At 70.6% G+C, this 25,024-nt stretch carries 22 protein-coding genes; 7 read left to right on the top strand and 15 right to left on the bottom strand.

Annotated features, from left to right (window positions below; all coding sequences use genetic code 11):
• Window positions 1–50: 50 nt before the first annotated feature.
• The 6 genes from ACFFJC_RS14635 to sdhC form a co-directional block, all read right to left on the bottom strand.
• Window positions 51–1,874 (bottom strand): M56 family metallopeptidase, encoded by a 1,824-nt coding sequence (locus ACFFJC_RS14635; protein WP_379488218.1) that lies wholly within the window; start codon window positions 1,872–1,874, stop codon window positions 51–53.
• Complete coding sequence (locus ACFFJC_RS14630; protein ID WP_379488217.1) at window positions 1,871–2,248, bottom strand: BlaI/MecI/CopY family transcriptional regulator; 378 nt, start codon at window positions 2,246–2,248, stop codon at window positions 1,871–1,873. Before ACFFJC_RS14630 ends, ACFFJC_RS14635 begins: the two co-directional genes overlap by 4 nt.
• 110 nt (window positions 2,249–2,358) lie before the next feature.
• Entirely contained in the window at window positions 2,359–2,952 is a 594-nt protein-coding gene (locus ACFFJC_RS14625) for an HdeD family acid-resistance protein (RefSeq protein ID WP_379488216.1), read from the bottom strand.
• Window positions 2,953–3,095: 143 nt separating this feature from the next.
• The gene (gene sdhA, locus ACFFJC_RS14620) at window positions 3,096–4,904 is read right to left on the bottom strand and encodes a succinate dehydrogenase flavoprotein subunit (protein WP_379488215.1); all 1,809 of its coding nucleotides are present in this window, start codon (window positions 4,902–4,904) and stop codon (window positions 3,096–3,098) included.
• Window positions 4,904–5,290, bottom strand: a complete 387-nt coding sequence (sdhD, locus tag ACFFJC_RS14615; RefSeq protein WP_379488214.1) for a succinate dehydrogenase, hydrophobic membrane anchor protein — start codon at window positions 5,288–5,290, stop codon at window positions 4,904–4,906. Before sdhD ends, sdhA begins: the two co-directional genes overlap by 1 nt.
• An 11-nt stretch (window positions 5,291–5,301) precedes the next feature.
• Window positions 5,302–5,697 (bottom strand): succinate dehydrogenase, cytochrome b556 subunit, encoded by a 396-nt coding sequence (gene sdhC / locus ACFFJC_RS14610; RefSeq protein WP_379488213.1) that lies wholly within the window; start codon window positions 5,695–5,697, stop codon window positions 5,302–5,304.
• Window positions 5,698–5,847: 150 nt separating this feature from the next.
• On the opposite strand from sdhC, the gene bla reads away from it, so the two are divergent.
• Window positions 5,848–6,798, top strand: a complete 951-nt coding sequence (gene bla, locus ACFFJC_RS14605) for a subclass B3 metallo-beta-lactamase (RefSeq protein WP_379488212.1) — start codon at window positions 5,848–5,850, stop codon at window positions 6,796–6,798.
• The gene (locus ACFFJC_RS14600) at window positions 6,795–7,715 is read left to right on the top strand and encodes a 50S ribosomal protein L11 methyltransferase (protein ID WP_379488211.1); all 921 of its coding nucleotides are present in this window, start codon (window positions 6,795–6,797) and stop codon (window positions 7,713–7,715) included. Before bla ends, ACFFJC_RS14600 begins: the two co-directional genes overlap by 4 nt.
• On the opposite strand, the gene ACFFJC_RS14595 is transcribed toward ACFFJC_RS14600, so the two are convergent.
• Window positions 7,703–7,981, bottom strand: coding sequence for a PilZ domain-containing protein (locus ACFFJC_RS14595; protein ID WP_379488210.1), 279 nt, complete (start codon window positions 7,979–7,981; stop codon window positions 7,703–7,705). The two genes, ACFFJC_RS14600 and ACFFJC_RS14595, sit on opposite strands and share 13 nt — an antisense overlap.
• A gap of 222 nt (window positions 7,982–8,203) precedes the next feature.
• Between ACFFJC_RS14595 and sciP the strand changes: the two genes are divergently transcribed.
• Window positions 8,204–8,506 carry a CtrA inhibitor SciP gene (gene sciP / locus ACFFJC_RS14590; protein ID WP_379488209.1) on the top strand — a complete coding sequence of 101 codons (303 nt, stop codon included), beginning with the start codon at window positions 8,204–8,206 and terminating at the stop codon, window positions 8,504–8,506.
• Between the two features lie 44 nt (window positions 8,507–8,550).
• Here sciP and ligA read toward each other — a convergent pair whose 3' ends face one another.
• The 3 genes from ligA to recN form a co-directional block, all read right to left on the bottom strand.
• Window positions 8,551–10,698: an NAD-dependent DNA ligase LigA gene (gene ligA, locus ACFFJC_RS14585; protein ID WP_379488208.1), complete on the bottom strand. Its 2,148-nt coding sequence runs from the start codon at window positions 10,696–10,698 to the stop codon at window positions 8,551–8,553.
• Between the two features lie 176 nt (window positions 10,699–10,874).
• The gene (locus tag ACFFJC_RS14580) at window positions 10,875–11,183 is read right to left on the bottom strand and encodes a hypothetical protein (protein WP_379488207.1); all 309 of its coding nucleotides are present in this window, start codon (window positions 11,181–11,183) and stop codon (window positions 10,875–10,877) included.
• Window positions 11,184–11,212: 29 nt separating this feature from the next.
• Window positions 11,213–12,877 (bottom strand): DNA repair protein RecN, encoded by a 1,665-nt coding sequence (gene recN / locus ACFFJC_RS14575; protein WP_379488206.1) that lies wholly within the window; start codon window positions 12,875–12,877, stop codon window positions 11,213–11,215.
• A gap of 209 nt (window positions 12,878–13,086) precedes the next feature.
• On the opposite strand from recN, the gene ACFFJC_RS14570 reads away from it, so the two are divergent.
• Both ACFFJC_RS14570 and ACFFJC_RS14565 read left to right on the top strand, forming a co-directional pair.
• Window positions 13,087–13,509, top strand: coding sequence for a hypothetical protein (locus ACFFJC_RS14570; protein WP_379488205.1), 423 nt, complete (start codon window positions 13,087–13,089; stop codon window positions 13,507–13,509).
• Between the two features lie 14 nt (window positions 13,510–13,523).
• On the top strand, window positions 13,524–14,294 hold the full coding sequence (locus ACFFJC_RS14565; RefSeq protein WP_379488204.1) for a TorF family putative porin: 771 nt from the start codon (window positions 13,524–13,526) through the stop codon (window positions 14,292–14,294).
• A 96-nt stretch (window positions 14,295–14,390) separates the two neighbouring features.
• On the opposite strand, the gene ACFFJC_RS14560 is transcribed toward ACFFJC_RS14565, so the two are convergent.
• The gene (locus tag ACFFJC_RS14560) at window positions 14,391–16,874 is read right to left on the bottom strand and encodes a TonB-dependent receptor (RefSeq protein WP_379488203.1); all 2,484 of its coding nucleotides are present in this window, start codon (window positions 16,872–16,874) and stop codon (window positions 14,391–14,393) included.
• Between the two features lie 416 nt (window positions 16,875–17,290).
• Window positions 17,291–18,088 (bottom strand): outer membrane protein assembly factor BamD, encoded by a 798-nt coding sequence (locus ACFFJC_RS14555; RefSeq protein WP_379488202.1) that lies wholly within the window; start codon window positions 18,086–18,088, stop codon window positions 17,291–17,293.
• A 102-nt stretch (window positions 18,089–18,190) separates the two neighbouring features.
• Between ACFFJC_RS14555 and ACFFJC_RS14550 the strand changes: the two genes are divergently transcribed.
• Window positions 18,191–19,225 (top strand): LacI family DNA-binding transcriptional regulator, encoded by a 1,035-nt coding sequence (locus tag ACFFJC_RS14550; protein ID WP_379488201.1) that lies wholly within the window; start codon window positions 18,191–18,193, stop codon window positions 19,223–19,225.
• A 5-nt stretch (window positions 19,226–19,230) separates the two neighbouring features.
• On the opposite strand, the gene ACFFJC_RS14545 is transcribed toward ACFFJC_RS14550, so the two are convergent.
• Window positions 19,231–20,661 carry a mannitol dehydrogenase family protein gene (locus ACFFJC_RS14545; protein ID WP_379488200.1) on the bottom strand — a complete coding sequence of 477 codons (1,431 nt, stop codon included), beginning with the start codon at window positions 20,659–20,661 and terminating at the stop codon, window positions 19,231–19,233.
• Window positions 20,658–22,100, bottom strand: a complete 1,443-nt coding sequence (gene uxaC / locus ACFFJC_RS14540) for a glucuronate isomerase (RefSeq protein WP_379488199.1) — start codon at window positions 22,098–22,100, stop codon at window positions 20,658–20,660. The genes ACFFJC_RS14545 and uxaC overlap by 4 nt, the downstream gene beginning before the upstream one ends.
• 73 nt (window positions 22,101–22,173) lie before the next feature.
• Here uxaC and ACFFJC_RS14535 point away from each other — a divergent pair, with 73 nt between their 5' ends.
• Window positions 22,174–23,682: a UxaA family hydrolase gene (locus ACFFJC_RS14535; protein ID WP_379488198.1), complete on the top strand. Its 1,509-nt coding sequence runs from the start codon at window positions 22,174–22,176 to the stop codon at window positions 23,680–23,682.
• On the opposite strand, the gene ACFFJC_RS14530 is transcribed toward ACFFJC_RS14535, so the two are convergent.
• The gene (locus ACFFJC_RS14530) at window positions 23,679–25,004 is read right to left on the bottom strand and encodes a sensor histidine kinase (protein ID WP_379488236.1); all 1,326 of its coding nucleotides are present in this window, start codon (window positions 25,002–25,004) and stop codon (window positions 23,679–23,681) included. The genes ACFFJC_RS14535 and ACFFJC_RS14530 overlap by 4 nt on opposite strands.
• Window positions 25,005–25,024 lie beyond the last annotated feature (20 nt).

Genomic DNA, 25,024 nt, shown 5'->3' with positions numbered 1-25,024 from the left:
GCCGGCGGCGCGATGCCCCCGGCCCTCCACGGCTGCGAGCCGCCGCGCGCTCAGCTGCCCTTGGCGCGCTTGCCCGTCTCGGCGATCTCGCGGTCGAGGTCGGCGAGGATGTCCGCCCGCACTTCGGAGTCGATGTCCGCGGTCGACGCGATCGAGGCGCGTGCGGTCCTGAGCGCCTGGAGCGCGGCGAGGTGCGCACCCTCCGGCTCTCCGGTGCAGATCACCACATGCGCCTTCGAGCCGTTCGCCTCGCGCTGCGCCTCGTGGCGGCGGCTCCCGGCCGGGCAATCCTGGTCGAGCAGCATCCGCCGCTCGACGATGCGGCCATCGGCACCCTCGCGCGACACGATCCGCACGGTATGCCGCCGTCCGTCGGCCGAGACCGTCTCCTCCACGCGGGGCGCGCGGGCCATAGCCTCGGCGGCATGGCGGCGGGCCTCGGCGGCGGCGCGGCGCCCGTCTTCGGCCGCACGCCTGGCGTCGGCGCGGGCGCGCTCCCCGTCCTCGCCGGTGGTCCGCTGGATCATGATGCGGGTGGCGGGACGGGCCGGAGGCGCCGGCGGCACGGGTGGAACCGGGGGCACGGGCGAGGCCACGGCCGCGGGGGGAGAGACGCTCTCCGCACCGTGCCAGGCGAGCGCGGCCGGCGCGGGCGGTGCTTCGGGCGCGGGCGGAGCCTCTGGAGCTGACACCACCGCGGCCGGCGCGGGCGGCGACACCGGCGCGCCCTCGACCTCGAGCACGGGCGCTCCCGCATCGTCTTCCCACACCGGGGCGTCGGCGGGCGCCGCGGGCGCCTGGGGCTCCGGCGGGGTCGTCTCGTCCATCGCTGCATAGCTCACGGTCCCGGTGGCGGGCACGGCGACGATGGCGACGGCGAACAGGCTGCGCGCCAGCAACCGGCGCGCCGGCGTCACGTCCTTGCGCGCCAGGGCCTTGAGGCGGTGGATGATCGGCTTCTCGCCCGAGAGCGGACCCGCCATGGGCGCCGCCAGGCCGAGCCGCGCCCCGCCCGCCATGGTGGCGATCAGGCGGCCGTAGCGTGCCCGCTCGTCACGGCTGCGGCCCTGCACGACCCGGGCATCGCAGAATGCCTCCTGGTCCTGCCGCACCGCGCGCCAGGCCGCCCAGCCAATCGGGTTGAACCAGTGGAGCGCGAACAGCGGCTGCATCGCGATGAGGGCCAACAGGTCGCTGCCGGCGTGGTGCTCCATCTCGTGCGCGATGGCGAAGTCGGAGGTCTCCGAGTCCGCCTCGGCCAGGAAGCCGCGCGGCAGGGCGACGACCTTGTCGAAGACGCCGAACGCCACGGGGGCGTCGATCGCCGGCGTCTCGACGATGCGCGCGGCGCCCGAACGGGCCACCAGCCGCGCCTCGGCCAAGAGGTCGCGCCGCATCATGCGATAGGTCACCGTGCGCCACGCCAGGAACAGCCCCGCGCCGCCCAGCCAGACGCACAGTGCCAGCGTAAGCCAGGGCACCTGCGCCAGCAGCCCGGGTTCCACCGCCGGAGCGGCAAGGAGGTCGCCGGCCGGCAGCGCCGTGGCCTCGAGCCCCGAAACGGTACCCGCAGCCGGGATTGCCGCTGCGACGGGCCCCGAGTCGACCAGTCCCGTTTCGACGAGCCCCGCTTCGACGAGGCCGGTTTCGACGAGGCTTGCCGCGGGTGCGCCCGGCTCCATGCCGAACGCCAGGCTCGGCATCAGCCCGCGCGGGAGCGCGAGGGGAGGCAGCACCAGCCTGATCATCGGCAAGGCCCAGAGCGCGTAGGCCGCCCCGGGACCGAACCAGCGCGCGACCCAGCGGCGGGAGACGAGCACCAGCGCCATCAGCGCGCCAGTCGCCAGCAGCGTATCGGTCAGCCACTCGATCATGACTTGAGCTCCTTCAGAAGGGCTTCGATCTCGGCGATGTCATCATCCGTCAGCGCCTCGTTCTGCGCAAGATGCGCGAAGAGGGGCGCGGCCCGCCCGCCAAAGAGACGGTCGACCAGGCGGCGGCTTTCGGTGCCGACGTAGTCGGAGCGCTCGATCCGGGGCGAATAGAGGAAGCGCTTGCCGTCCGGCTCGGTCTCCACCGCCTGCTTGGCGACGAGACGCGAGAGCAGCGTCTTCACGGTGGCGAGGCTCCAGCCGCGACGCTCGCAGACCTCCTCGCATACCTCCTGCGCGGTAAGGGGACTGCGCTGCCACAGCGCCTCCATCACTGCGTGTTCGGCTTCCGAAATCCTTTCGGGCTGCTCGGACACCTATCCCTCCACTGTTTACATACGTAATCGACTACGTCTGTAAACATGAATGGCAGATGAACAACGAGCGATCCGCCCGCCCGTTCAGGCAGGCTGCAGCAGCATGGGGATCAGTGACGGCCTTTGCGCAGCGCCATCGCCAGCTGGATGAGGAACACCGCGCGGACCGTCAGGCTCACCGCCACGATCACGGCGAGGAAGGCCAGGCCGGAGAGTGGGCCTGCGAAGAGGAGGACGAGACCCAGCAGGACGTCGAGCACGCCCAGGAACAGGCGCCAGCCACGATCGTGCCGCGCCTTGACCGCGAAGGCGATCTGGAACCCGCCGGAGACCACCAGCCACACACCGATGGCCCAGACCAGCGACAGCGCTCCCGCAATCGGATCGGCCACCGCGAAGATCCCGGCGACCAGCGCAAGCACACCCAGCAGGATCTCGAGCCAGCGGCCGCGTGCCGAGAGCGCGGTCACGCCCGAGGCGATCGCCGCCACGCCGTAGACGATCAGCACGACGCCCAGCATGAGCCCCGTCGCCACGCCGGCGACCAGCGGGTTGAGCAGGACGATCAGCGCTACCGCTGCCAGGAGCAGGCCGTAGGCGAGGACCCAGCCCCAGGTCTTCCCGGGCGCATGTTCCATCGACCGAACGATCGGGTCGCGCTCGACAGCGGGTTCGAGCAGCGGGTCGAGGTCGGCGCGTTCCATTGGCATGTCCTTCTTTCCGCAGGTGGAGCCTTTCGTCTCCAGCAATGCACGGAAAGGCGACGGGTTGCCTGGCACGCGAAAGGGCGGCGTGCCTGCCGGCGCGCCGCCCTCTCCAGTCTTCGTCGAAGCCGCAGCGGCCTGGATCAGTACACGCGGGCCTTGGGCTTGATGTACTCGACGTCGTCGGTGAGCGTGTATTCGTGGACCGGGCGGTAGTCGAGGCGGACTTCGCCGCCCTTGCCGCCCCAGCCGTTGAACCACGCCACGGTGTGCTTCATCCAGTTCGCGTCGTCGCGGTTGGGGAAGTCCTCGTGCGCATGGGCGCCGCGGCTTTCCTGACGGTTCTGCGCGCCGTGGAGGGTGACGGTCGCCTGCGAGATCAGGTTGTCCAGCTCCATCGTCTCGACGAGGTCGGAGTTCCAGATCAGGCCGCGGTCGCTGACCTTGATGTCGTTCATCCGGTCGTAGGTCTTGACCAGCTTCTCCTTGCCTTCGACCATCAGCTCGTCGGTGCGGAACACCGCCGCGTGAAGCGACATGGTGCGCTGCATCTCCGTGCGGATCTCCGCGGTCGAGGAGCTGCCGTTGGCATTGCGGAAGTGGTCGAGGCGGGTGAGCGCCAGGTCGGCCGCGTCCTTCGGAAGCTCGGCCTGCTTGCCCTGAGGGGTCAGCAGTTCCTTGAGCCGGTGGCCGGTGGCGCGGCCGAACACGACGAGGTCGATCAGCGAGTTCGAGCCCAGGCGGTTCGCGCCGTGGACCGAGACGCAGGCCGCCTCGCCCACCGCGAAGAGGCCGGGAACCACCGTCTCGGGGTTGCCGTCCGGCCCGATGGTGACGACTTCGCCGTGATAGTTCGTCGGGATGCCGCCCATGTTGTAGTGGACGGTCGGAACCACCGGCAGCGGCTGGCGGGTGAGGTCGACGCCGGCGAAGATCTTGCCGCTCTCGGTGATGCCCGGAAGGCGCTCGCCCAGCACCTTGGGATCGATGTGATCGAGGTGCAGGTAGATATGGTCCTTGTGCGGACCGACGCCGCGACCCTCGCGGATTTCCATGGCCATCGAGCGCGAGACGACGTCACGGCTGGCGAGATCCTTGGCCGAGGGCGCATAGCGCTCCATGAAGCGCTCGCCCTCGGAATTGGTGAGGTAGCCGCCCTCGCCGCGCGCACCCTCGGTGATGAGGACGCCGGCGCCGTAGATGCCGGTCGGGTGGAACTGCACGAACTCCATGTCCTGCAGGGGCAGGCCCGCGCGCAGCACCATGCCGCCGCCGTCGCCGGTGCAGGTGTGGGCCGACGTCGCGGTGAAGTAGCAGCGGCCATAGCCGCCGGTCGCCAGCACCACGGCCTGGGCGCGGAAGCGGTGGATCGTGCCGTCGTCCATGCACAGCGCGATCACGCCGCGGCAGACGCCGTTCTCCATGATGAGGTCGATCGCGAAGTATTCGATGAAGAAGTCCGCATCGTACTTCAGCGACTGCTGGTAGAGCGCGTGCAGCATGGCGTGGCCGGTACGGTCGGCCGCGGCGCAGGTGCGCTGCACCGGCGGGCCTTCGCCCATGTTCTGCATGTGGCCGCCGAAGGGGCGCTGGTAGATGGTGCCGTCGGCGTTGCGGCTGAAGGGCACGCCCGCGTGCTCCAGCTCGTAGACCGCCTGGGGCGCCTCGCGCACCATGTACTCGATGGCGTCCTGGTCGCCCAGCCAGTCCGACCCCTTGACGGTGTCGTACATGTGCCAGGTCCAGTGGTCCGGCGTGTTGTTCTTGAGGCTGGCCGCGATGCCGCCCTGCGCCGCCACGGTGTGCGAGCGGGTCGGGAACACCTTGGTGATGCACGCGGTCTTGAGGCCCGCCTCGGCCGAACCCATCGTCGCGCGCAGGCCCGAGCCGCCGGCGCCGACGACGACGGTGTCGTAGGTGTGGTCGATGATCTTGTAGGCAGCGGCGGACATTACGCGTGTGCTCCCAGCGCGAGACGGACGATGCAGAAGACGCCGAAGGCGATCCCGGCGCAGACGGCCAGGTTCAGCACGGCGGTGCAGGCGAACTTGTTGGCATGCTCGTGGACGTAGTCCTCGACCAGCACCTGCAGGCCCAGGCGCGCGTGCCAGAAGGTCGTGACAACCAGGCAGATCATGATGACGGCGGGGACCGGCCGCGCGATCCACTCGGACACGGTCGCGTAGCTGAGGTCCGGCAGCAGGATCAGCGAGGCCACCAGGAACAGCACCGTCAGGAGGTTGCCGATGGCGGTGAAGCGCTGCAGCAGCCAGTGATGAACGCCGCCCTTGGCCGAGCCGAGACCGCGAACGCGGCCGATGGAGGATCCGTTACCCATTGTTCTCTACCTCAGCGAAGCAGCAGGAGCGCCCAGAAGGCGGCCGTGAGCACGATGCCCAGGATCGGACAAAGCGTCGCCCAGGTCTTGTTGACGTTCAGCTCGTAGCCGGCGCCCGCGTCGAGCACGAAGTGGCGAAGGCCGCTCATCATGTGCGAGAAGAAAGCCCAGGAAATGCCCACCAGCACCAGGTAGCCGATCGGCGTGGTCATCGCCCACGCGAACGTCGCGTACGATGCCGGCCCTCCGGCCAGCGCCCCGAGCCACCACAGCAGCACGCCGAGGCCCGCGAAGGCCATGCCGTCGCCGGTGACGCGATGCAGGATCGACACGAACATGTGCGGGCCCCACTTCCAGATCTGGAGGTGCGGCGAAAGCGGACGGTTCTTGGTCCCGGCGTTTGCCATGGCTCTAGCGAATCCCCTTGCCTGCGGCAGCGCAACAGCGCCGCCCTCTCGCAAGCCCCTTAGACAAATCGAGCCGAGGCGCAAGTTCCTCGGGCTCATCGGCGCGGGCCATACTGGCCTAACGTACAGGGGCCCCTTAAAGGAACGCGCATGAGTCGCAGCCTGCCCCCTCGCCTTCGCGCACCTCTCCTCGCCCGCCTGCTCGCCCCCCTGTTCGTCGCGGCGGTGATCCCCGCGACGGCGGCTGCACAGGAGGCCGGCGCGGCCGTGCCGGACGCGGGCACGGCGCCGGCCTGGCCGGTCGCCTGTGCCGGCAAGGACGGCTGGGCGGACCCCGGGCCGCCCGCGCGCATCTTCGCGAACACGTGGTACGTGGGCACCTGCGGCATCAGCGCGATCCTTATTACCGGGGAGGAGGGCCACGTGCTGATCGACGGCGGCGTGGCGCGCGCCGCCCCGTTGGTGCTCGCCAACATCCGCAGCGCGGGCTTCGATCCGCAGGACGTGCGCTGGATCCTCGCCAGCCACGAGCATCTCGATCACGTCGGCGCGCTCGCCGCGCTGAAGCAGGCCACCGGCGCGAAAGTCGCCGCACTGCCGGTGCAGAAGGCGGTGCTCGAGACCGGGCGCACGCCGCCGCAGGACCCACAGGCCGCAAGGATCGCCCCCTTCGATCCGGTCAGCGTCGATCGGACCCTCGCAGATGGCGAGAGCCTGGTGGTCGGCCGGATCGTCGTCACCGCCCACGCCACCCCGGTCCACGCGCCGGGCTCCACCAGCTGGACCTGGCAGGCCTGCAGCGAAGACCTCGTCTGCCGCATGGTCGCCTATGCCGACAGCGCCAGCACGATCTCGTCTGACGGCTACCGCTTCACGGACCATCCCGAGCGCATCGCCGCGGTGCGGCAGGGCCTTCCCGTCATGGCGGCCCTTCCCTGCGACATCCTGCTGACGCCGCATTCGTCCGCCAGCGCCATGATGGAGCGGTTCGCCGGCCGGCAGCCGCTCGTCGATGCGAAGGCATGCGGCGCCTATGCCGAAGCCGCCCAGGAGCGCTTCGCCGCGCGCTTGGCCCAGGAAGCGGCGGAGGCGGGCCAGTGAGCTGGAAGGTCACGCTCGCCGCGCCCCGCCCGGCGATCGAGAGCGCGCTCGTCGCCCACGAGGATGCCTGGGACTGGGATCCCGAGATCGTCCTGTCCGGCCGCGAAGCCGCGGAGGACCGGCCCGACGACTGGCTGCTCGAAGCCTGGCTGCAGGACGAGCCCTCGCCCGAGCAGCAAGCCGCCATCGCGGCGCTGTTCTCCGGCGAGGCCCCGGACATGGTGGTGGAGGAACTGCCCGAGACGGACTGGCTCGTCGCCAGCCAGGAAGGCCTGGAGCCGATCCGCGCCGGCCGCTTCCACGTCCACACGCCCGACCATCCGCCCGCGCGCGAGCCGGGCCTCGTCGACTTCGTGATCCCCGCGAGCCAGGCCTTCGGCACCGGCCAGCACGCGACGACCGCGGGTTGCCTTGCCATGCTGTCGCACATGAAGCGGCAGGGCGTGGTGGTGCGCAACTGCGCCGACATCGGCACCGGCACCGGCCTGCTCGCCTTCGCGGCCCTCGCTCTCTGGCCGCGCGCGCTGGCGACGGCGAGCGACATCGACGCGGTCTGCGTCGGCGTGGTGGAGGAGAACGCGCAGGCCAACGGCGTGGCGATGGGCAGCGGGCACGGAGCCCTGGTCATGACCGTGGCGGACGGGATGGACAATCCGGTGCTGCAGGCCCGCGGCCCCTACGACCTCATCATGGCGAACATCCTGGCGGGCCCGCTGGTCTCGCTTGCGCCGGGCTTCGGCGAAGCGCTCGTGCCCGGCGGGCACCTGCTGCTGGCCGGGCTGCTGGAGACGCAGGAAGCGGCGGTCCGCGCTGCGTGCCGCAGGGCGGGGCTGCGCCTGGCCGCCCGTCTGGTCAACGGCGACTGGTCGGTCCTGTGGCTGCGCAAGCGGGCGGCCGAGCGCTTTCAGGCGAGGTAGAGGCTGACCGTCCGGGCCGAGCGTCCGCGCTGCTGTAGCGCCGCCTGAGCATCGCGGGGCAGCGGGCAGTCGAACGCGAAGCCGATCCGGTCGCTTACCACCCAGCGCACGGTCCCGCGGATCGGCGGGTGACCGTCCACGGCAAGCCCCAGCGACTGCCCTTCGGCGACGTTGCCCTGCTCGACGACGAACTGGCAGCCTTCGGCAGAGACATGGCGCGCCACGGCCGATGCATGCGCCGGATGCCTGCTGCGCGTGGCGATCACTGTGTCCGACTCCTCAAGCGATGACTGTCGCGCGCTGCTTATCACGCGATTGCGCCATGTAAACGCGGGTCCATCGCTGCGTCCGGTTCGAGCGCGGCCCCGGACGAACTACGTACATTCCCTAATGGCTCGTTAACCGGCCCCGGTACGCCTCGCTTAACGTTTCGCACGTCACACTGCCCGGGACAGGGGGGTTGGCGCCCATCACCAGAGAGGCCAACCATGATAGACACAGAATCCACCTCGGCAAAGGTGGTAACGGGTCCGCTCGGCGAACCGCTCAGCCTGGACACCCTTCCGCCCGCCAACACGTCGCGTTGGGTGGTCCGACGCAAGGCGGAAGTGGTTGCGGCAGTCAACGGCGGACTGCTGACGATCGCCCAGGCCTGCGAGCGCTACGACCTCACCCTCGAGGAGCTGGCGTCGTGGCAGCGTGCCATCGAGCGGGAGGGCATGGCCGGCCTGCGCGCCACGCGCGTGCAGCACTACCGCCAGGTCCACGAGCGGCGCGGCCGCTACAGCTGAACGCGAGCCGCGGGCCCGCGCCCGCGGCTTCACCCCTCCGCCGGTCAGCCGGCGGCCCTGACGATCTCGGCCCAGGCCGCCTCGTCGATCACCGCGATCCCCAGTTCGGCCGCCTTCTTGAGCTTCGAGCCGGCGCCGGGCCCTGCCACGATGAGGTCGGTCTTGGCCGACACCGAGCCCGCGGCCTTGGCGCCCAGCCGCTCGGCCTGCGCCTTCGCCTCGTCACGGCTCATCGTCTCCAGCTTGCCGGTGAACACCACCGTCTTGCCGGAGACCTGGCTCGCCTTCGTTTCCACCACGTAGGGCGGCGGCGACACTTCGCTCAGCAGGTCGTCCCAGACCTGCCGGTTGTGCTCCTCGTGGAAGAAGTCCCCCAGCGCCTCGACGACGACCGGGCCGACGCCGTCGATCGAGACCAGCTCCGCATAGGCCTCGCTGGCCGCCTCGGCCGCGGCCTCGCCCTCCTTCGCATGGGCCGCCTCGGCCACCGCCCGCAGGTCGGGCAGCGTGGTGAAGCGCTTGAGCAGATCGCGCGCGGTGACGGCACCGACGTGCCTGATCCCCAGGCCGAACAGCAGCCGCGCCGCATCCGGGCAGCGCTTGTTCTCCACCGCTGCCAACAGGTTGTCCACAGACTTCTCCTTCCAGCCCTCGAGCGCGAGGATCTCCTCGCGGCGCTTGCGCAGGCGGAAGATGTCGGCGGGGCTTTCCAGCCAGCCCTTGGCGAAGAACTCGTCGATGGTCTTCTCGCCCAGTCCCTCGATGTCGAGCGCGGGCCGGCTGACGAAGTGCTTCAGGCGCTCGGTGCGCTGGGCGGGACAGACCAGGCCGCCGGTGCAGCGCACGTCAACCTCACCCTCCTCGGCCACCGCTTCGGAGTGGCACTGCGGGCAATGTTCGGGGAACGCGAAGGCGGGCCGCTCCTCGTCCCGGGTCAGGTTGTCGACCACTTGCGGGATCACGTCGCCGGCGCGCTGGAGCACGATGCGGTCGCCGGGTCGCACGCCCAGGCGCGCGATCTCGTCGCGGTTGTGCAGCGTCACGTTGGTCACGGTGACGCCGCCCACCAGCACCGGCCTCAGGCGCCCCACCGGCGTCAGCTTGCCGGTGCGGCCGACCTGGATGTCGATCGCCTCCAGCACCGTCTCGGCGCGCTCCGCCGGGAACTTGTGCGCCAGCCCCCAGCGGGGTGCCTTGGCGACGAAGCCGAGGCGCTCCTGCCAGTCGAGCCGGTCGATCTTGTAGACCACCCCGTCGATCTCGAAAGCCAGCGCTGCGCGCGCGTCCCGGATGGCGCCATAGGTGGCGAGCATCTCCTCCAGCGAGTGACAAAGCCGGAACTGCGGCGAGACGGGCAGGCCCCAGCTCTCGATACGGCGGATCACCTCATGCTGGCTCGTGCCGGGAACATGGCTCGCCGCCCCCCAGCCGTGCGCCCAGAAGCGCAGCGGACGCTTCGCGGTGACGGCCGCGTCCTTCTGGCGCAGCGAGCCGGCGGCGGCGTTGCGCGGGTTCGCGAACTGCCGGACCCTGGCGTCGTCGAACGCCTCGCCCTTGGCCTCCGCGGCCGCGCGCGCCTCGTCCATCAGCTCGGCGTTAAGGGCCAGGAAGGCCGCCTTTTCCATGTAGACTTCGCCGCGCACCTCGAACACCTCGGGCACGTCGTCGCCGTGCAGCTGCTGCACGATGTCAGGGATATGGGCGACATTGGCGGTCACGTCCTCGCCCACCTGCCCATCGCCCCGCGTCGCCGCGCGCACCAGCCGGCCCTGTTCGTAGCGCAGCGAGCAGGAGAGCCCGTCGATCTTGTCCTCCGCCGTCACCGCAACCGGCTCGTCTGCTGGCAGGGAGAGGAAGCGACGCACCCGCGCCAGGAACTCCGCCACCTCGTCATCGGCGAAGGCATTGTCGAGGCTCATCATGCGAACCTCGTGCGGCACCTTGCCCAGCGGCGAGGCGGCGATCTCGTGGCCGACCTTGTTGGACGGGCTATCGGGCCGGACCAGGTGCGGGAACGCCGCCTCCAGCGCGGCATTGCGCCGCACCAGGGCATCGTACTCGGCATCCGTGATCTCGGGCGCGTCCTCGGCGTGGTAGAGGCGGTTGGCACGGTGGATCTGGCGCGCCAGGCGCATGAGCTCGTTGGCGGCTTCGGCTTCGGTGGGAAGGTCGTCGGGTTGCGTATCAGTCATGCTTCATCCGCTTCGCGAAGGCGAGTCATCGTCGTCGTTTAGACAGGGGCTTCGGCGAAGTCTCGCGTGCCTGCCGCAACGGTGAGGATAACCGCGCGGCTATCCATCACCCGCCAGGGATCCGGCAGCCGCGCCCGGTCCAGGTCGCCGGCCAGGTCTCATCACCGAGAGAACTTTCATGCAAATGCGGCATACCAGAGGAGAGGATTGGTCGCGACGAGGGCCCCGGAGACACCCAGCGCCTTGGCAACGCCGATCATCTTGCGTTCCGCGTCTCCGAAGTAGGCCATGAACCGCCCGAAGTTCCAGAAACCTAGCATCGCGGCTGCCACCGTCCAGACCGCCATTGCCAGCCCAAAGGTCCCGTTCTTTACGAATCCACCCATGGTCACGAACACGATCATCAGCAGGAACCACGACAGGCAGCCCAACGCACTGAGACCCATGGCGATCAGCACGAAGGGCATCGCCAGAGTGTCGAGCACGGCGAGTACCGTCGCCCTGCCCGGCCGGTTCACGCCCGCACCAGCAGCCTGTCCGCCTGCGCACGCGCCTCGTCCGTCACTTCCGCGCCGGAGAGCATGCGGGCGATCTCCTCCTTGCGCTCGGCCGCGGTGAGAGGCGTCACCGAGGTGCGCGTCACGGTGCCCTGGCTGGATTTCGCGATCATGTAGTGCCGGTCCCCGCGCGCCGCGACCTGGGGCGAGTGCGTGACGGCGAGCAACTGGCCGCCCGAGGCCAGCCGCGCCAGGCGTTCGCCGATCGCGTCGGCCACGGCACCGCCGACGCCGCGGTCGATCTCGTCGAAGATCACCGTCGCCGCGCCCCCCTCCTCCGCTAACGCCACCTTGAGCGCGAGGATGAAGCGCGAGAGCTCGCCGCCGCTGGCGATCTTGGTCAAGGGCGCGAAGTCGGCGCCCGGATTGGTGCTGATGAGGAACTCGACGGCGTCCATGCCCGATGCGCCCCACCGCTCCTCCGGCAGGCGCACGACCGACGTCTGGAAGCGCGCAGCGTCGAGCTTGAGCGGTGCCAGCTCCGCCGCCACGGCCGCGTCGAGGCGCTTGGCGGCCGCCCGGCGCAGGTCGTGCAGCGCGCCGGCCTTCTCACGATAGACCAGCGCCGCCTTCTGCGCCGCCTGCTCCAGCGTCGCGATGTGCTCGTTGCCCCCTTCGATGGCGTCGAGCGCCGCGCGCATCTCCGTCATCTTCGCGGGAAGGTCGTCCACCTGGCAGCCGTGCTTGCGCGCGGCGGCGCGAAGCTCGAACAGGCGCGTCTCGATACGGTCGAGCTCGGCGGGATCGAAGGCCAGCGCCTCGGCCGCGCGTTCCAGCTTGTCCTCCGCCTCCCCCGCCTCGATCACCGCGCGGTCGAGCGCCGCCAGCGCGTCGGCCAGCAGGGGATGCTCTCCGGCGATGCGGTCGAGCCTGCGGGCGGCGCCGCGCAGGTTCGCAAGCGCGGAATCGGAGCCGGTCCACAAGTGCTGGAGTGCGGAGAGATCATCCGCCAGCTTCTCGCCCTTCTGCATGTCGGCACGGGCGCCGGCGAGCTGCTCCTCCTCCCCCTCCTCCGGGGCGAGCTGGTCCAGCTCGGCGAGATGGGCCAGCAACAGGTCCTGGTCCTCGGCAGCGCGGGCCACTTGCGCCCGGGCCGTGTCGAGCGCGTCCTGGGCGGCGCGCCAGTCCTTCCAGGCCGCTTCCACCCCGGCCACCTCGCCCCCGGCGAAGCGGTCGAGAAGCGCGCGATGCCCCCGCGCGTTGACGAGGCCGCGATCGTCGTGCTGGCCGTGGATCTCGACCAGCGCCGGCGCGATCTCTCGCAGGAGGGCGACGCCCACAGGCTGGTCGTTGAGGAAGGCCTTCGACCCGCCGTCCGCCTTGAGCTGGCGCTTGAGGATGAGCGGCTCGCCGGGCTCCAGTTCCAGCCCGGCCTCGTCGATGGTGGCGAGCACTTGCGGCGGCAGCGCCGCAACGTCGAAGCTGGCGGTGACGCTCGCCCGGTCCTCGCCGCTGCGGACCAGGCCGCTGTCGGCGCGGTTGCCCAGCACGAGACCGAGCGCATCGAGAAGGATGGACTTGCCCGCGCCCGTCTCGCCCGTGAGGACGCCCAGTCCACGCGTGAAGTCGAGGTCCAGCGCCTCGATCAGGACGATGTTGCGGATGGAGAGCCGGCTCAGCATGTTCGCGAAGCGTTCTAGCGGATGCCGCAAGCCGCGTCACCCCGCTTCGCGCAGGACCAGAGTGTTGGGACCGGGTTGCCTCCCCTGTTCCCAGATCGTCAACCGGGCGCAACAATGCAGAAAGGATCGCTTCCTACTGGAGTCCTGCACAAATATTGTGCGACACTGCCTAAACTTTAGGCATAAGGACAAGATACGAAGGAGACCTCATGAGCCTGCTTGCCCTCGCTGCCCTCGCCGCCGCAGTTGCCGTGCCCGACCACACCGTCACCGTCGAACATCGTGGCAGCAGCTACAAGGTCGATTACCGCGCCAGCGTGAAGGCGAAGGCGCGCACCATCGGCATGGCCGCGGGCGCCCGGCCCAGCACGCAGCGCTGCCTGATGACGGCTGTCGTCTCGGTCGATCGCGTCATCGCCGATGGCGACCACAAGCTGGCGGCCGCCGTGCCCGGCGAAAAGACCTTCACCCGCAACCTGCCGGGCCACTGCCGTGGCCGCGACGGGCAGCTCGCCGCGCTCGTCGCGGAGAAGTCGCCCGCGATCCGCGCCCATCTCGTCGAGGCTGCTGCCGCGGACCGGCCGCAGGCCCTCGCCGCGATCGAAGCGGCCCACCACTTCGCCGCCAACTGACGTCGCGCACTGGCATGACGTCGCTTTTCCGCAAGGCCGCTGCGTGCTGCAGCGGCCTCCTGTGCGCCGCGGCGTGGGCCGCCCCGTTCTGGACCAGCCCGGCCCTGGCGCAATCCGCACCGTTGCTGACCTTCGAGGCGGAGACCGATCGGCGCGAGCGCGGGCTGAGCTGGACAGACGGCAAGTCCACCCTCGGCATGTCGCTGGCGGTGCCCGTCACCTACGACCTGAGCATCGATTTCGACGCCTTCGCGCTGCGCAACAGCGCCCGGCACGGAGGCGCCGACGCCGCGGTGACGATCGCCCCGCGCTACACCATCCGCTCGGGCGGCTGGGATCTCGACGCCAGCGTGCGCGGGCACGTCTTCGTGGGCCGTGCGGGGACCAGCTACGTGGAAGTGGCAGGACGGGTCGCGCGCACCCTGGGTCCCGTGCAGGTGGCGGCGGGCGCCGCCTTCGCGCCCGGACAGGATGCGATCGGCGGCAGCAACCTCTATGTCGATGGGGACGTGGCTGCGGGGATCCCCGGCACGCCGGTGACCGTCTACGCAGGGCTCGGCCACACCAGCGGTTCAGGGCAAGACGACCCGCGTGCCGCGCGCCTCAGGCCGGGCGGCGACTACCTCGACCACCACGTGGGTGCCGAATACGCGGCGGCGCGCTTCGCCGCCGGGCTCCGCTATTCGGACACCTCGATCGACCGGGACGAGATCGACCGGGCCTCTCCGTGGGTCGACGGCCACTACGGCCGGCGCCTCGTCGCGTACTTTCGCTTCACGCCCTGACGCGACCCCATCGCACAACGGGTGGCACCGGCGGCGGGCGCAAGGCCCGTCCGCCGGCGTTCCCGGCTCCACCCTGGCGGTGGAGCAAGGCGCGCCTCAGAAGTTCGACGAGATCGTGAAGCCCCAGGTCCGCGGATCTCCCGGCAGGCCGGCGATCAGGCCCGTGTTGCCCGGCCCGACGAACAGCTGATCGAAGTAGTTCTCGTCGAACAGGTTGCGGACCCAGCCGTAGACGTTGAGGCCCGCCTCCGTCCGGAAGCCGGCGCGCACGTTGTGAAGGCTATAACCATCGACCCAGGTGTAGGCGGAGGGGCTGGGGTTGGACGAGAAGTTCGACCGCACGCTGCCGTCGTAGCCGACGTAGACCTCCCCGTCCTTGCCGAGGATGGTCGCCGGGGTGTTGGCTTCCGCCCCGAACGAGAACGACCACTTCGACACGCCGGGCAGGCGCTGGCCCGAGATGTCGCAGTTGGCGGGGCTCAACGCGCCGGGAACGCCAGGAGCGCCGGGCACCTGCGAGCCGGTGACCACGGTGCCGCCCGAAAGCTCGGGCGGGCACGGCGCGTCGACGAACTTGCGATAGGTCGCGTCGGTATAGGCGCCATTCGCGTAGGCGTTGAAGCGCTCGCTCGGGCGGACCGAGAAGTCGACTTCCACGCCCTGCGACCGCACCTTGCCGGCATTGGCCAGGTAGCCGCGCAGCACGCCGTACTGGCCGTTGTTCACGTTGGCCTGGTAGTCCTTGATGTCCGAGCGGAAGATCGAGAAGTTGAACGTCGCCAGGCGATCCCAGAACTGGGTCTTGATCCCCGCCTCGTAGTGGTGGACCGATTCCGGCTTTACCGTGGCCGACTCCAGGATCGGGTTGTTCTGCCCGTCCACCGGCACGCCGTTCTGGTTGATGCCGCCCGACTTGAAGCTCTTGGCGTAAGTCGCATAGAGCAGCACGTCCGGCGCCACCTTGTAGCTGGCGGTGAAGTCGTAGCTGAAGTTCCAGTCGCTGAAAGTCGGCGAGATTTCCTGCGGCGTGTAGATCGCCAGCTGCGCGGATTCGCGGGCGGTGTAGCTGCCGTCGAGGATCAGCTCCTGGCCCTGTCCGTTGAACACGCGGCGCTGGTAGTAGCCTTCCTTCTTGTCGTAGTTCAGGCGCACGCCCGGCTGGAGCGTCAGTTCCGGCGTGATGTGCCAGCTCAGCTGGCCGAACAGCGCGGCGCTGGTGTTCTTGAGGTACTGGCTGTTGTAGGCGACCAGCCCGTTGAGCACGGAAGGATCGTTCGACAGCGCGTTCGAGGGCGCGATGCTCCAGCGGCTGGCGGCGGCGCCCTGCGCTTCGGTGCCCTGCGTGTCGATGCGCTGATAGAAGCCGAAGGCGCCGACGACGAAGTCGATCGCATCGCTGCTGTAGTTGTAGCGCAGCTCCTGCGTGTACTGGTCCTGCTGCGAGGGGTTCTGCGACAGCGCGACGATCGGCAGGCCGGTGAAGTCGCGGTCGTTCGAAGGGCCCCAGTCCCAGAAGCGCCAGGCGGTGATCGAGGTCACGGTGCCCTCGCCCACGTCCCACTTCACGCGCAGCGAGGCGCCGCCGATCTTGTTCTTGGCCTTGAGGTTGGTGTCGAGGTCGGTCAGCCGATCGAACGGGTCGGTGCTGGGCGGGGCATAGCCGAGCGCAGCCGAAAGCGCGGCGAATTGGCGGTTGAGCGCGCGCTGGGTCAGGCCCGTGCGCACGTAGACCGATCCGCAGCAGTTGGCGTCCTGCGCGCTGTAGTCGCCCGCCAGGGTGATCGCGAGCGCGTCGGTGGGCTGCCACAGCAGCTGCCCGCGCAGGCCGAGGTTGTCCTGGCTCTGGATGTTCTCGTCGGTGACGACGTTGTAGATCGTGCCCCGCCGGCTGGTGGAGGAGACCGCCACGCGCGCCGCCAGCGTGTCCGACAGCGGGCCGGAGATGGCGGCCTTGGCCTGCTTGAAGTTGTAGTTCCCGAGCGAGACCTCGGCCTTGCCCTCGAAGTCGAAGGTGGGCTGGTTCGTGGTGATGTTGATGGCGCCGGCCGTGGTGTTCTTGCCGTAGAGCGTGCCCTGCGGTCCGCGCAGCACCTCGATCTGCGCGACGTCGAGGAAGTCGAACGTGGCCGAGGCGACGCGCGAGTTGTAGACGTCGTCGATGTAGATGCCGACGCCCTGCTCGATGCCGTCGTTGGTGAGGCCGAACGGCACGCCGAGGCCGCGGATGTTCACCGCGGTGTTGCGCGGGTTCGAGGAGTAGAACTGCAGGGTGGGCGTGAGCTGCTGCAGGCGGCCGACGTTGAACGACCCGGTCGCGTCGATGTGCTCGCCGCCGACCACGGAGATCGCCAGCGGCACCTCCTGGCTCGATTCCTGGCGACGGCGGGCGGTGACGACGATCTCGCCGCCGCGGTCGTGCGCGCCGGTACCGACGGAGGTCCTCTCCTGGTCGTCCGCGGCGGCCGCGGGCGCAGCCGCTTCGGCGGTCGGCGCCTCGGCCGCCAGCGCGGCGGCGGGATGGAGGAACGGCACGGCAAGGAAGGTGGTGGCCAGAGCGGCCGAGCGGACGAACGAATGCATCTTCAAATCCTTCTGTAAGGGAATTGAGCGCATCCGGAGGTCCGGTCTGCACGGGAGTGCATCGCCTGCCAGGATCCAGGCAATTTTCTCGGTGACAATCTAGGAAGCTGCGCCGCGCCCGCTGTCGGGATCGGCGTATCGCCGGCCCGCCTGCTGCTGCACGCGGAAACGGCGGTGGAATGTTTCGGGCGCCGACCCCCTGCCGCCGGCGCTGCTCCGCTATGCGTGCAGGGGCAACGCCGGACGCGTAATCGCCGGACCTGCGTGATCTGCCTGCATGTCGAACTCCTCAAGACAGCAGGCCGAATCGACCTGCCTGCCGCGCCACCCTATCTCAACTTCTAAGGTTGACAATAGAGTTGAGCTATCCCGAGGTAAAGGGAAACTGGGGCCGGGCATTCGCCCGGCGGGACACTTTACGCTGCCACGTTTTCCGGAGCGTGGCGCTGCATGAGCCGATAGGCACGGGCGTACCAGTCGCTGCCGGGATAGTTGCGCTCCAGCACCGCGGCCGCCTTCTGGGCCTCTTCCGGCACACCCAGCGAAAGGTAACCCTCGACCAGGCGGAACAGCGCCTCGGGCGTGTGGCTGGTGGTCTGGAAATTGTCCACCACGTTGCGGAAGCGCAGCGTCGCCGCCAGCCACTTGCCGCTGCGCTCGTAGGAGCGGCCGATGGTCATCTCCTTGCCGGCAAGGTGATCGTTCACGAGGTCGATCTTGAGCTGCGCGTCGCGTGCATAGGGCGTGCCAGGATAGCGGCGCATGACGTCGGTCAGCGCCTGCTTGGCCTGCTCGGTGGTCTTCTGGTCGCGCGTCACGTCGCTGATCTGCTCGTAGTAGCAGATCGCGATGAGATAGTAGGCGTAAGGCGCGTCCTTGTTGCCCGGGTGGATAGACAGGAAGCGCTGGGCCGACTGGATCGCCTTGTTGTAGTCGCGCGCGGCGTAATAGCTGAACGCGCTCATCAGCTGGGCGCGGCGAGCCCACGGCGAATAGGGGTGCTGGCGCTCCACCTCGTCGAACAGCGCCGCGGCCTGGCGCGTGCGGCCGGTCTCCAGCCGCTCCTGCGCCGCGGCGTAGAGGGTGTTGACGTCGCGCGCGACGTAAGCGGTGTCGCGGTTGCGACCGCCGCGCCCCCCGCAGCCTGCGGTGAGGATGATCGCCCCGGTGGCGGCGACGAGAAAGGCGGTCTTCAGGGGCGAGCGTTCGAACATGGTCGGGTCTATAGCCAGCACGTGGCTGAACGCCAAGTGAAGTTGCGAAGGCGTCTTGCAGGTGCGACTTGATCGCCGGGCGCATCGGCATAGACAGGCACGATGCAGCGCAAGCCGGAGACAGCGAACGGGGCCGATCCCACCATCGAGGACGTGGCCGCCGCCGCCGGCGTCTCCATTCGCACCGTCTCGCGGGTGCTCAACAAGTCCCCCAAGGTCAACGCCGACACCCGCCAGCGCATCGAGGAGGCGATCGCACGGCTGCGCTTCCGGCCCAGCGCCCGGGCGCGGGCCCTGGCGCTGGGGCGCTCGTTCCTGATCGGGCTGATCCACAACGACCGCAACGCGCTGGTGCTCGATCCCATTCAACGCGGCCTCGTCGCGGGCACGGCGAGCCATGGATACGAGCTGATCGTCCACCCCTCCCCCACCGAGCCGCATGCGGCGATCGAGGACGTGCTGGCCTTCGCCAGCCGCTCGCGGGTGGACGGGGTGGTCGTGCTGCAGCCGGTGTCGGGCGTGCCGGGCCTCGCGCAGGCGCTGCACGCCGCGCAAGTTCCCGCCGTGGCGCTCTCCTCGGTCCCCATCGCGGGCTATGCGGGCGTGATCGTCAGCGACGAGCGGGAGGCGGGCGCCGCGGTGGCGCGGCACCTGCTGGCGCTCGGCCACACCCGGCTCGGCCTCATCAACGGTCCCGCCGGGGTGTCCTCCGCCGAGGAGCGGCGCGCGGGCTTCGTGCAGGAGGCCGCGGCCGCCGGTCTCGCACGGGTGGTCGAGGCCCAGGGCGACTATGGTTTCGGGTCGGGGGTGTCGGCCGCCGGGATGCTGCTGGGGAAGCCGGACCGGCCGACCGCGATCTTCGCCGTCAACGACGTCATGGCTGCTGCGGTTCTCAAGGTCGCGGCCAGCAGCGGCATCGCGGTGCCGGGCGAATTGTCCGTCGTCGGATTCGACGGCAGCATGCTGACGCAGATGCTGACCCCGGCGCTGACGTCCGTCCGACGGCCGTTCGGCGACATGGCTCGGGCCGCCGCCGAACAGCTGATCGCCCGCATCGAAGGGCGGGCCGAGCCGGCCCCGTTCCACTCCACGCTGCAGGTCGTGATGGCGGAATCGAGCGGGCCGGTTCCGGCCTGATCGCGTCAGGCCGGAACCGGATCGAGCCGGCCGGCCTCCAGCGTCGTCCTTGCGCGCTCCACCGCGTCCGCGAACCGCGGGTCCTGGCCGAGGTCGCCAAACACCTCGCGCACGGCGAGGACGCTCCGCCAGTCGGCGGCGCGGGCCAGGAGCGTTGCGGACATCGGATCGGTGATCGCCTCGCCCCGGCTCGCCGCCCGCGCCAGGAAGCGCAGCCAGGCCGCGATCGGCACCGCCAGGCGGTCGACCGGCCGCCCCGCCGCCAGCGCATCGCGCGTCGTGTCGAGCAGGCGGTAGGGCAGCTTCTGCGACCCGTCCCAGGCGATCTGGGAGAGCAGGTGGCGGATGGCGGGGTTGGCGAACCGGCGCAGGACATCGGCGATGTAGACGGCAAGGTCGAGGCCCGGCGGGGCGACCACCGAGGGCGCGATGTCCTCGCGCATCAGCCGTTCGGCGAAGGCGGCAAGCTCGGCGTCGGCCATGGCGTCGGCCACCGTCTCCAGACCGCGACCCAGCCCGATGTAGGCGAGCGAGGAATGGGCACCGTTCAGCAGCCGCAGCTTGGCGGTCTCGAACGGCCGGACCTCGCCCGCGAAAGTCACGCCGGCCTCCTCCAGGGCGGGGCGCTCGCCGGCGAAGCGGTCCTCGATGACCCATTGCGTGAAGCGTTCGCGCTGGATCGGCCAGGCGTCGTCCAGACCGATCGCGGCGGCCACGCGCGCGCGCAGGGCGTCGTCGGTGGCCGGCGTGATCGAATCGACCATGGCGTTGGGGAACGTCACCCAATCCGCGATCCAGCACGCGGTGTCCGGGTCGATTGCCTCGGCCAGGGCGATGGTCGCCGCTTCCAGCTTGCGGCCGTTGTCGGCGAGGTTGTCGCACGACAGCACGGTCAGCCCGGGCAGGCCGGCGAGACGGCGCGCCTGGAGGCCGCGCACCAGCCAGCCGGTGAACGAGCCCGGCACCCAGCCCTCGGCACGAGAGGCTTCGAGGTCGGCCTTGATCGAGGGATGGGCGAAGTCGAGCCCGCCGTCCGCGCCCAGGCAGTAGCCCTTCTCGGTGACCGTGGCGCTCACGATCCGTGCCTCGGGATGCGCCATGGCGCCGAGGATGGCGCCCGGGTCCTCGCGCGTCAGCACGCGGCCGATGGCGCCGATCACGCGGTACTCCACCTGCTCTTCCAGCAGCGCCAGCGTGTAGAGGCCGTCCTGCGGGTCCAGCGCCTCGGCGACGCCCCGCGAGTTGAGGCTGACGCCGGTCAGGCCCCAGCGCGGGTCCTGCGCCAGCAGCGTGTCGAACGCCGCGGCCTGGTGCGCGCGGTGGAACGCGCCCGGACCGAAGTGGACCACGCCCCGCCGGACCACCGCGCGATCGTACGCGGGGCGCGCGATAGCCGCAGGGAGTGCATCGAGAGTGCCTTGCGAGAGCCGGGTCATGCGGGTTCGACCTCGCGCGCGGGGGCTTCCAGCCCGTAGGCCTTGCGCACCAGCCCGACCGTCAGTTCCTGCGCCAGCTCCGCGGCTTCCCAGTCCGCCATGCGGTGCTCGGCGACGAGGCGCGCGAGGAAGCCGCAGTCGATGCGCCGCGCGACGTCGTGCCGCGCCGGGATCGAGAGGAAGGCGCGGGTGTCGTCGTTGAAGCCCACGGTGTTGTAGAACCCGGCGGTCTCGGTGGTCATCTCGCGGAAGCGGCGCATGCCTTCCGGGCTGTCGTGGAACCACCAGGCCGGCCCGAGGCGCAGGCACGGGTAGTGGCCCGCCAGCGGTGCCAGTTCGCGCGCGTAGGTGGTCTCGTCCAGCGTGAAGAGGATGACGGTGAGGTCCGGCTCGTTGCCGAACAGGTCGAGCATCGGGCGCAGCGCCTCGACGTACTCGGTCCCGCGGGGGATGTCGGCGCCCTTGTCGCGGCCGTGGCTGGCGAACAGGCGGGCGTTGTGGTTGCGGGTGGCGCCGGGATGGATCTGCATGGTCATGCCGTCCTCCAGGCTCATGCGCGCCATCTCGGTCAGCATCTGGGCGCGGAACAGCTCCGCCTCCTCGGCGTCCGCCTTCCCGCCCATCACCTTGGCGAAGAGCGCCTCGCATTCGGCTCTGGACAGGTTCGCGGTGCGCGGCGTCAGGAAGCCGTGGTCGGTCGCGGTCGCGCCCATCGCGCGGAAGTCGGCCCGGCGCCGGCGATGCGCGGCGAGGTAGCCGGTCCAGTTCGTCACGTCCTCGCCCGAGAGTTCGGCGAAGCGCGCCATGTCGCGGGCGAAGGAATCGTGCTCGGGATCGATCACCGAGTCCGGGCGGTAGGTCGTCACCACGCGGCCCTGCCACCCGGAGGCGCGGATCGCCCTGTGGTGCGCCAGGTCGTCGCCCGCCCCTTCGGTGGTGGCGAGCAGTTCGATGCCGAAGCGCTCGAACAGCGCGCGCGGCCGGAACGCGGGCGAGGCGAGCGCTTCGCCGATCACGTCGTAGTAGTGGTCGGCCGATCCGGCATCGAGCGTGACGTCGAGGCCGAACACTTCGGCGAAGACGTGGTTGAGCCACATGCTCGACGGCGTGCCGCGGAACAGGTGCCAGTGAGAGGCGAACAGGCGCCATGCCGCGCGCGGGTCGGTGTCGGGCACCAGGCCGCCCTTGCGCGGCACGCGCAGCGCATCGAGATCGACGCCCTGCGAGTAGAGCATGCGGAACAGGTAGTGGTCGGGCGCCAGCAGCAGCTCGGTCGCGTTCGTCCAGGCCGCGTCGGTGGCGAACCACTCGGGGTCGGTGTGGCCGTGCGGGCTGATGATCGGCAGGCCCGCCACTTCGGCGTAGAGTTCCCGCGCGATCGCCCGGGTGGTCGGATCGGCCGGCAGCAGGCGGTCGGGATGAAGCGAAAGCGTGGGCATCGGCGATAGACTCCTTGGCGCGGGGCTCGATTACCGAGTTGTGCCAGCGCTGGCAATGCTGTATCGGCCGCGCATGGTACAAACGCTTGCAGCCACCCGGAACGCGGTCAGGGTCGCGCCGGAAGACGATGTCGCGGTCGCCCTTGCGCCGCTCGAGGCCGGAGAGGACGTGCGCGTCGATGGCGCCACGATCCGCCTGCGGGACTCGATCGCGGCCGGGCACAAGTTCGCCGTCCGCGCCCTCGCCGCCGGCGAGCCGGTCCGCCGCTACCGCGCGCCCATCGGCCTGGCCACGCGCGACATCGCGGTGGGCGAGCACGTCCACACGCACAACCTGCGCACCGCCCTCTCCGGCGAGCGCGCCTACAGCTTCGCCGCGCGCGCCCCCGCTGCTGTGGCCGGCGCCGAGGGTCCCGGGCGCACCTTCCGCGGCTATGTCCGTGCCGACGGCAGCGTGGGCACGCGCAACGAGCTCTGGATCCTGCCCACGGTCGGCTGCGTGGGGCGGCTGGGCGAGCGCCTGGCGCAGCGGGGCAACGCGATGACGGGGCCGGGCGTCGACGGCGTCCATGCCTTCAACCACCCCTTCGGCTGCTCGCAGCTCGGGGCCGATCTGGAAGGCACCGCGGCGGTGCTCGCCTCGCTGGCGCTGAACCCCAACGCCGGCGGCGTGCTGCTGCTGGGGCTGGGCTGCGAGTCCAACCAGCTCGACGCGCTGCTGGAGCGCATCCCGCCCGAGCGGCGCGAGCGCCTGCGGGTCCTGCGTGCGCAGTCCGAAAGCGACGAGTTCGCCGCCGGCGAAGCGCTGATCGCGCAGCTGCTCGAAGCAATGGGCGCCGACCGCCGCGAGGAGGTGCCGCTGTCCGCGCTGCGGCTGGGCGTCAAGTGCGGCGGGTCGGACGCGATGAGCGGGCTCACGGCCAATCCCCTCATCGGCCTGATGGCGGATGCCGTCACGCAGGCGGGGGGCGCCGCGATCCTCACCGAGATCCCGGAGATCTTCGGCGCCGAGACGCTGCTGATGGAGCGCGCCACCAGCCGCGAGGTGTTCGATCGGCTCACGGCGCTGGTGAACGCCTTCAAGCGCTACTTCCTCGACCATGGCGAGCCGGTGTCGGAGAACCCCAGCCCCGGCAACATCGCCGGCGGCATCACCACGCTGGAGGAGAAGTCGCTCGGCGCCGTGCAGAAGGGTGGCCTGGCACCCGTAAGCGACGTCATCGGCTATGGCGAGCGCCTCTCGCGCAGCGGCCTGACCGTGCTGGAGGCGCCGGGCAACGACGCTGTCTCCACCACCGCGCTGGCCGCCGCGGGCGCGACCATCACGCTGTTCTCCACCGGCCGCGGCACCCCGCTCGGCAGCCCGGTGCCGACGGTCAAGATCGCCTCGAACCACGCGCTGGCCGAAAAGAAGCCGGGATGGATCGACTTCGACGCCGGCCTCGCCCTCGACGCGGGCATGGAGGCGGCGGCGGCAGCCCTGCTCGACCGCATCGTCGCCATCGCCAGCGGCGAACCCGCGCGCAACGAGAGCAACGACGAGCGCGCGATCGGCATCTGGAAGCGCGGCGTCACCCTCTAGGCGGCCGGGAAGGTCACCGTCACCCGCAGCCCCTCGGGCGCGTCGCCCAGCTCCACCTGCGCGCCGAGCCGCTCGGCGACCGAGCGGACGATCGCCAGGCCCAGCCCGCTGCCGGAGGGCCCCTGCTCGCCCTGCAGCCGGGCGAAGCGCGACAGTGCATGCGCGCGCAGCGCGGCCGGGATGCCTGGCCCGGTGTCGCTGACGGTCAGCCGGATCAGACCCGGCGCCGCGGCGATGCCGATCACGGCCAGCCCGCCCTTGCGGTTGTAACGGATCGCATTGTCGACGAGGTTGGAGAGCATCTCGAACACCAGCGTGCGGTGGCCCCGCACCGGGAACGGCCCCTCCCCCTCGCACTCCAGCCGCAGCTCGACCTGGGCGTCGATCGCCTGCCGGATCCGACGCGAGATCACCGCCTGGCTCACTTCCTCCAGGTCGATCCGCTCGGCAGGAGGTACCGCACCCGCCTCGTCCGCGCGGGCGAGCGCGAGGAGCTGCGTGAGCAGCCGCTCCAGCCGGTCGGCCGCTTCCTCCATTTCCCCCAGCGCCTCCCCCGACCCGCGCCGGGCAAGCGCGAGCTGGACCTTGAGCACCGACAGCGGCGTGCGCATCTGGTGGGAGGCATCGGCGGTGAAGCGCCGCATCCCCGTCGTGGCGTCGTCCAGCCGCCGCAGCAGCCGGTCGAACGAGCGCAGGAGCGGCTGCAGCTCGGCCGGGAGCGGACCGGTCTCCAGCGGCGACAGGTCCGGTGCGGCGCGGGTGTCGCGCGCTTCGATGACCCGGCGCAGGTCCGACAGCGGGCGCAGGCTCCACCCCAGCGCCGGCCGGACCAGCAGCAGGACGATGCCGATCAGCACCAGCTCGCCGATCAGCAGCGCCCGCATCAGCTGGTTGCGCAAGGCATGGCGGTTGTCCAGCGTCTCGGCCACCTGGACGACCACCGGCGCCGCGATCCGGGGCAAGTCGCGCCGCGTCTCCGCGATCCGCACGCGCTGGCCGCGAAAGTCGGCATAGCGGAAGCGCGGCTCGTCGGCGGAGAGCGCCGCCGCGTCGGGCGCCGGCAGGTCGGCATAGCCGGTCAGCAGGCGGGGCCCGACGGCGATGCGGTAGTAGACGTTGTCGCGCTCGCCGTTCTCCAGCATGCCGAAGGCCGCCGGCGGCAGGTCGAGGGTCACTTCGCCGCGCTCCACCTGGACGGTCTCGGCGATCGCCCCCAGGGCGCCGCCGAGCACGCGGTCGTTGGTGCGGCGCACGACGTCGGAGATCAGCGCCCACCCGATCAGCACCAGCACGATCGCCGGCACCGCCAGCGGCACCAGCATCGCGGCGAGCAGGCGGTGTC

The organism is Novosphingobium soli (assembly GCF_042432915.1).
Lineage (GTDB): Bacteria > Pseudomonadota > Alphaproteobacteria > Sphingomonadales > Sphingomonadaceae > Novosphingobium > Novosphingobium soli.
The sequence above is the reverse complement of the archived record's forward strand: the minus strand, read 5'-3'. Positions and strand labels throughout refer to the sequence as shown.

Coding starts and splice junctions, on each gene's coding strand:
- ACFFJC_RS14635 (WP_379488218.1), bottom strand. CDS start 1,874: ATGATCGAGTGGCTGACCGATACGCTGCTGGCGACTGGCGCGCTGATG.
- ACFFJC_RS14625 (WP_379488216.1), bottom strand. CDS start 2,952: ATGGAACGCGCCGACCTCGACCCGCTGCTCGAACCCGCTGTCGAGCGC.
- sdhA (WP_379488215.1), bottom strand. CDS start 4,904: ATGTCCGCCGCTGCCTACAAGATCATCGACCACACCTACGACACCGTC.
- sdhD (WP_379488214.1), bottom strand. CDS start 5,290: ATGGGTAACGGATCCTCCATCGGCCGCGTTCGCGGTCTCGGCTCGGCC.
- sdhC (WP_379488213.1), bottom strand. CDS start 5,697: ATGGCAAACGCCGGGACCAAGAACCGTCCGCTTTCGCCGCACCTCCAG.
- bla (WP_379488212.1), top strand. CDS start 5,848: ATGAGTCGCAGCCTGCCCCCTCGCCTTCGCGCACCTCTCCTCGCCCGC.
- sciP (WP_379488209.1), top strand. CDS start 8,204: ATGATAGACACAGAATCCACCTCGGCAAAGGTGGTAACGGGTCCGCTC.
- ligA (WP_379488208.1), bottom strand. CDS start 10,698: ATGACTGATACGCAACCCGACGACCTTCCCACCGAAGCCGAAGCCGCC.
- recN (WP_379488206.1), bottom strand. CDS start 12,877: ATGCTGAGCCGGCTCTCCATCCGCAACATCGTCCTGATCGAGGCGCTG.
- ACFFJC_RS14570 (WP_379488205.1), top strand. CDS start 13,087: ATGAGCCTGCTTGCCCTCGCTGCCCTCGCCGCCGCAGTTGCCGTGCCC.
- ACFFJC_RS14565 (WP_379488204.1), top strand. CDS start 13,524: ATGACGTCGCTTTTCCGCAAGGCCGCTGCGTGCTGCAGCGGCCTCCTG.
- ACFFJC_RS14560 (WP_379488203.1), bottom strand. CDS start 16,874: ATGCATTCGTTCGTCCGCTCGGCCGCTCTGGCCACCACCTTCCTTGCC.
- ACFFJC_RS14555 (WP_379488202.1), bottom strand. CDS start 18,088: ATGTTCGAACGCTCGCCCCTGAAGACCGCCTTTCTCGTCGCCGCCACC.
- ACFFJC_RS14550 (WP_379488201.1), top strand. CDS start 18,191: ATGCAGCGCAAGCCGGAGACAGCGAACGGGGCCGATCCCACCATCGAG.
- ACFFJC_RS14545 (WP_379488200.1), bottom strand. CDS start 20,661: ATGACCCGGCTCTCGCAAGGCACTCTCGATGCACTCCCTGCGGCTATC.
- uxaC (WP_379488199.1), bottom strand. CDS start 22,100: ATGCCCACGCTTTCGCTTCATCCCGACCGCCTGCTGCCGGCCGATCCG.
- ACFFJC_RS14535 (WP_379488198.1), top strand. CDS start 22,174: ATGGTACAAACGCTTGCAGCCACCCGGAACGCGGTCAGGGTCGCGCCG.
- ACFFJC_RS14530 (WP_379488236.1), bottom strand. CDS start 25,004: ATGCTGGTGCCGCTGGCGGTGCCGGCGATCGTGCTGGTGCTGATCGGG.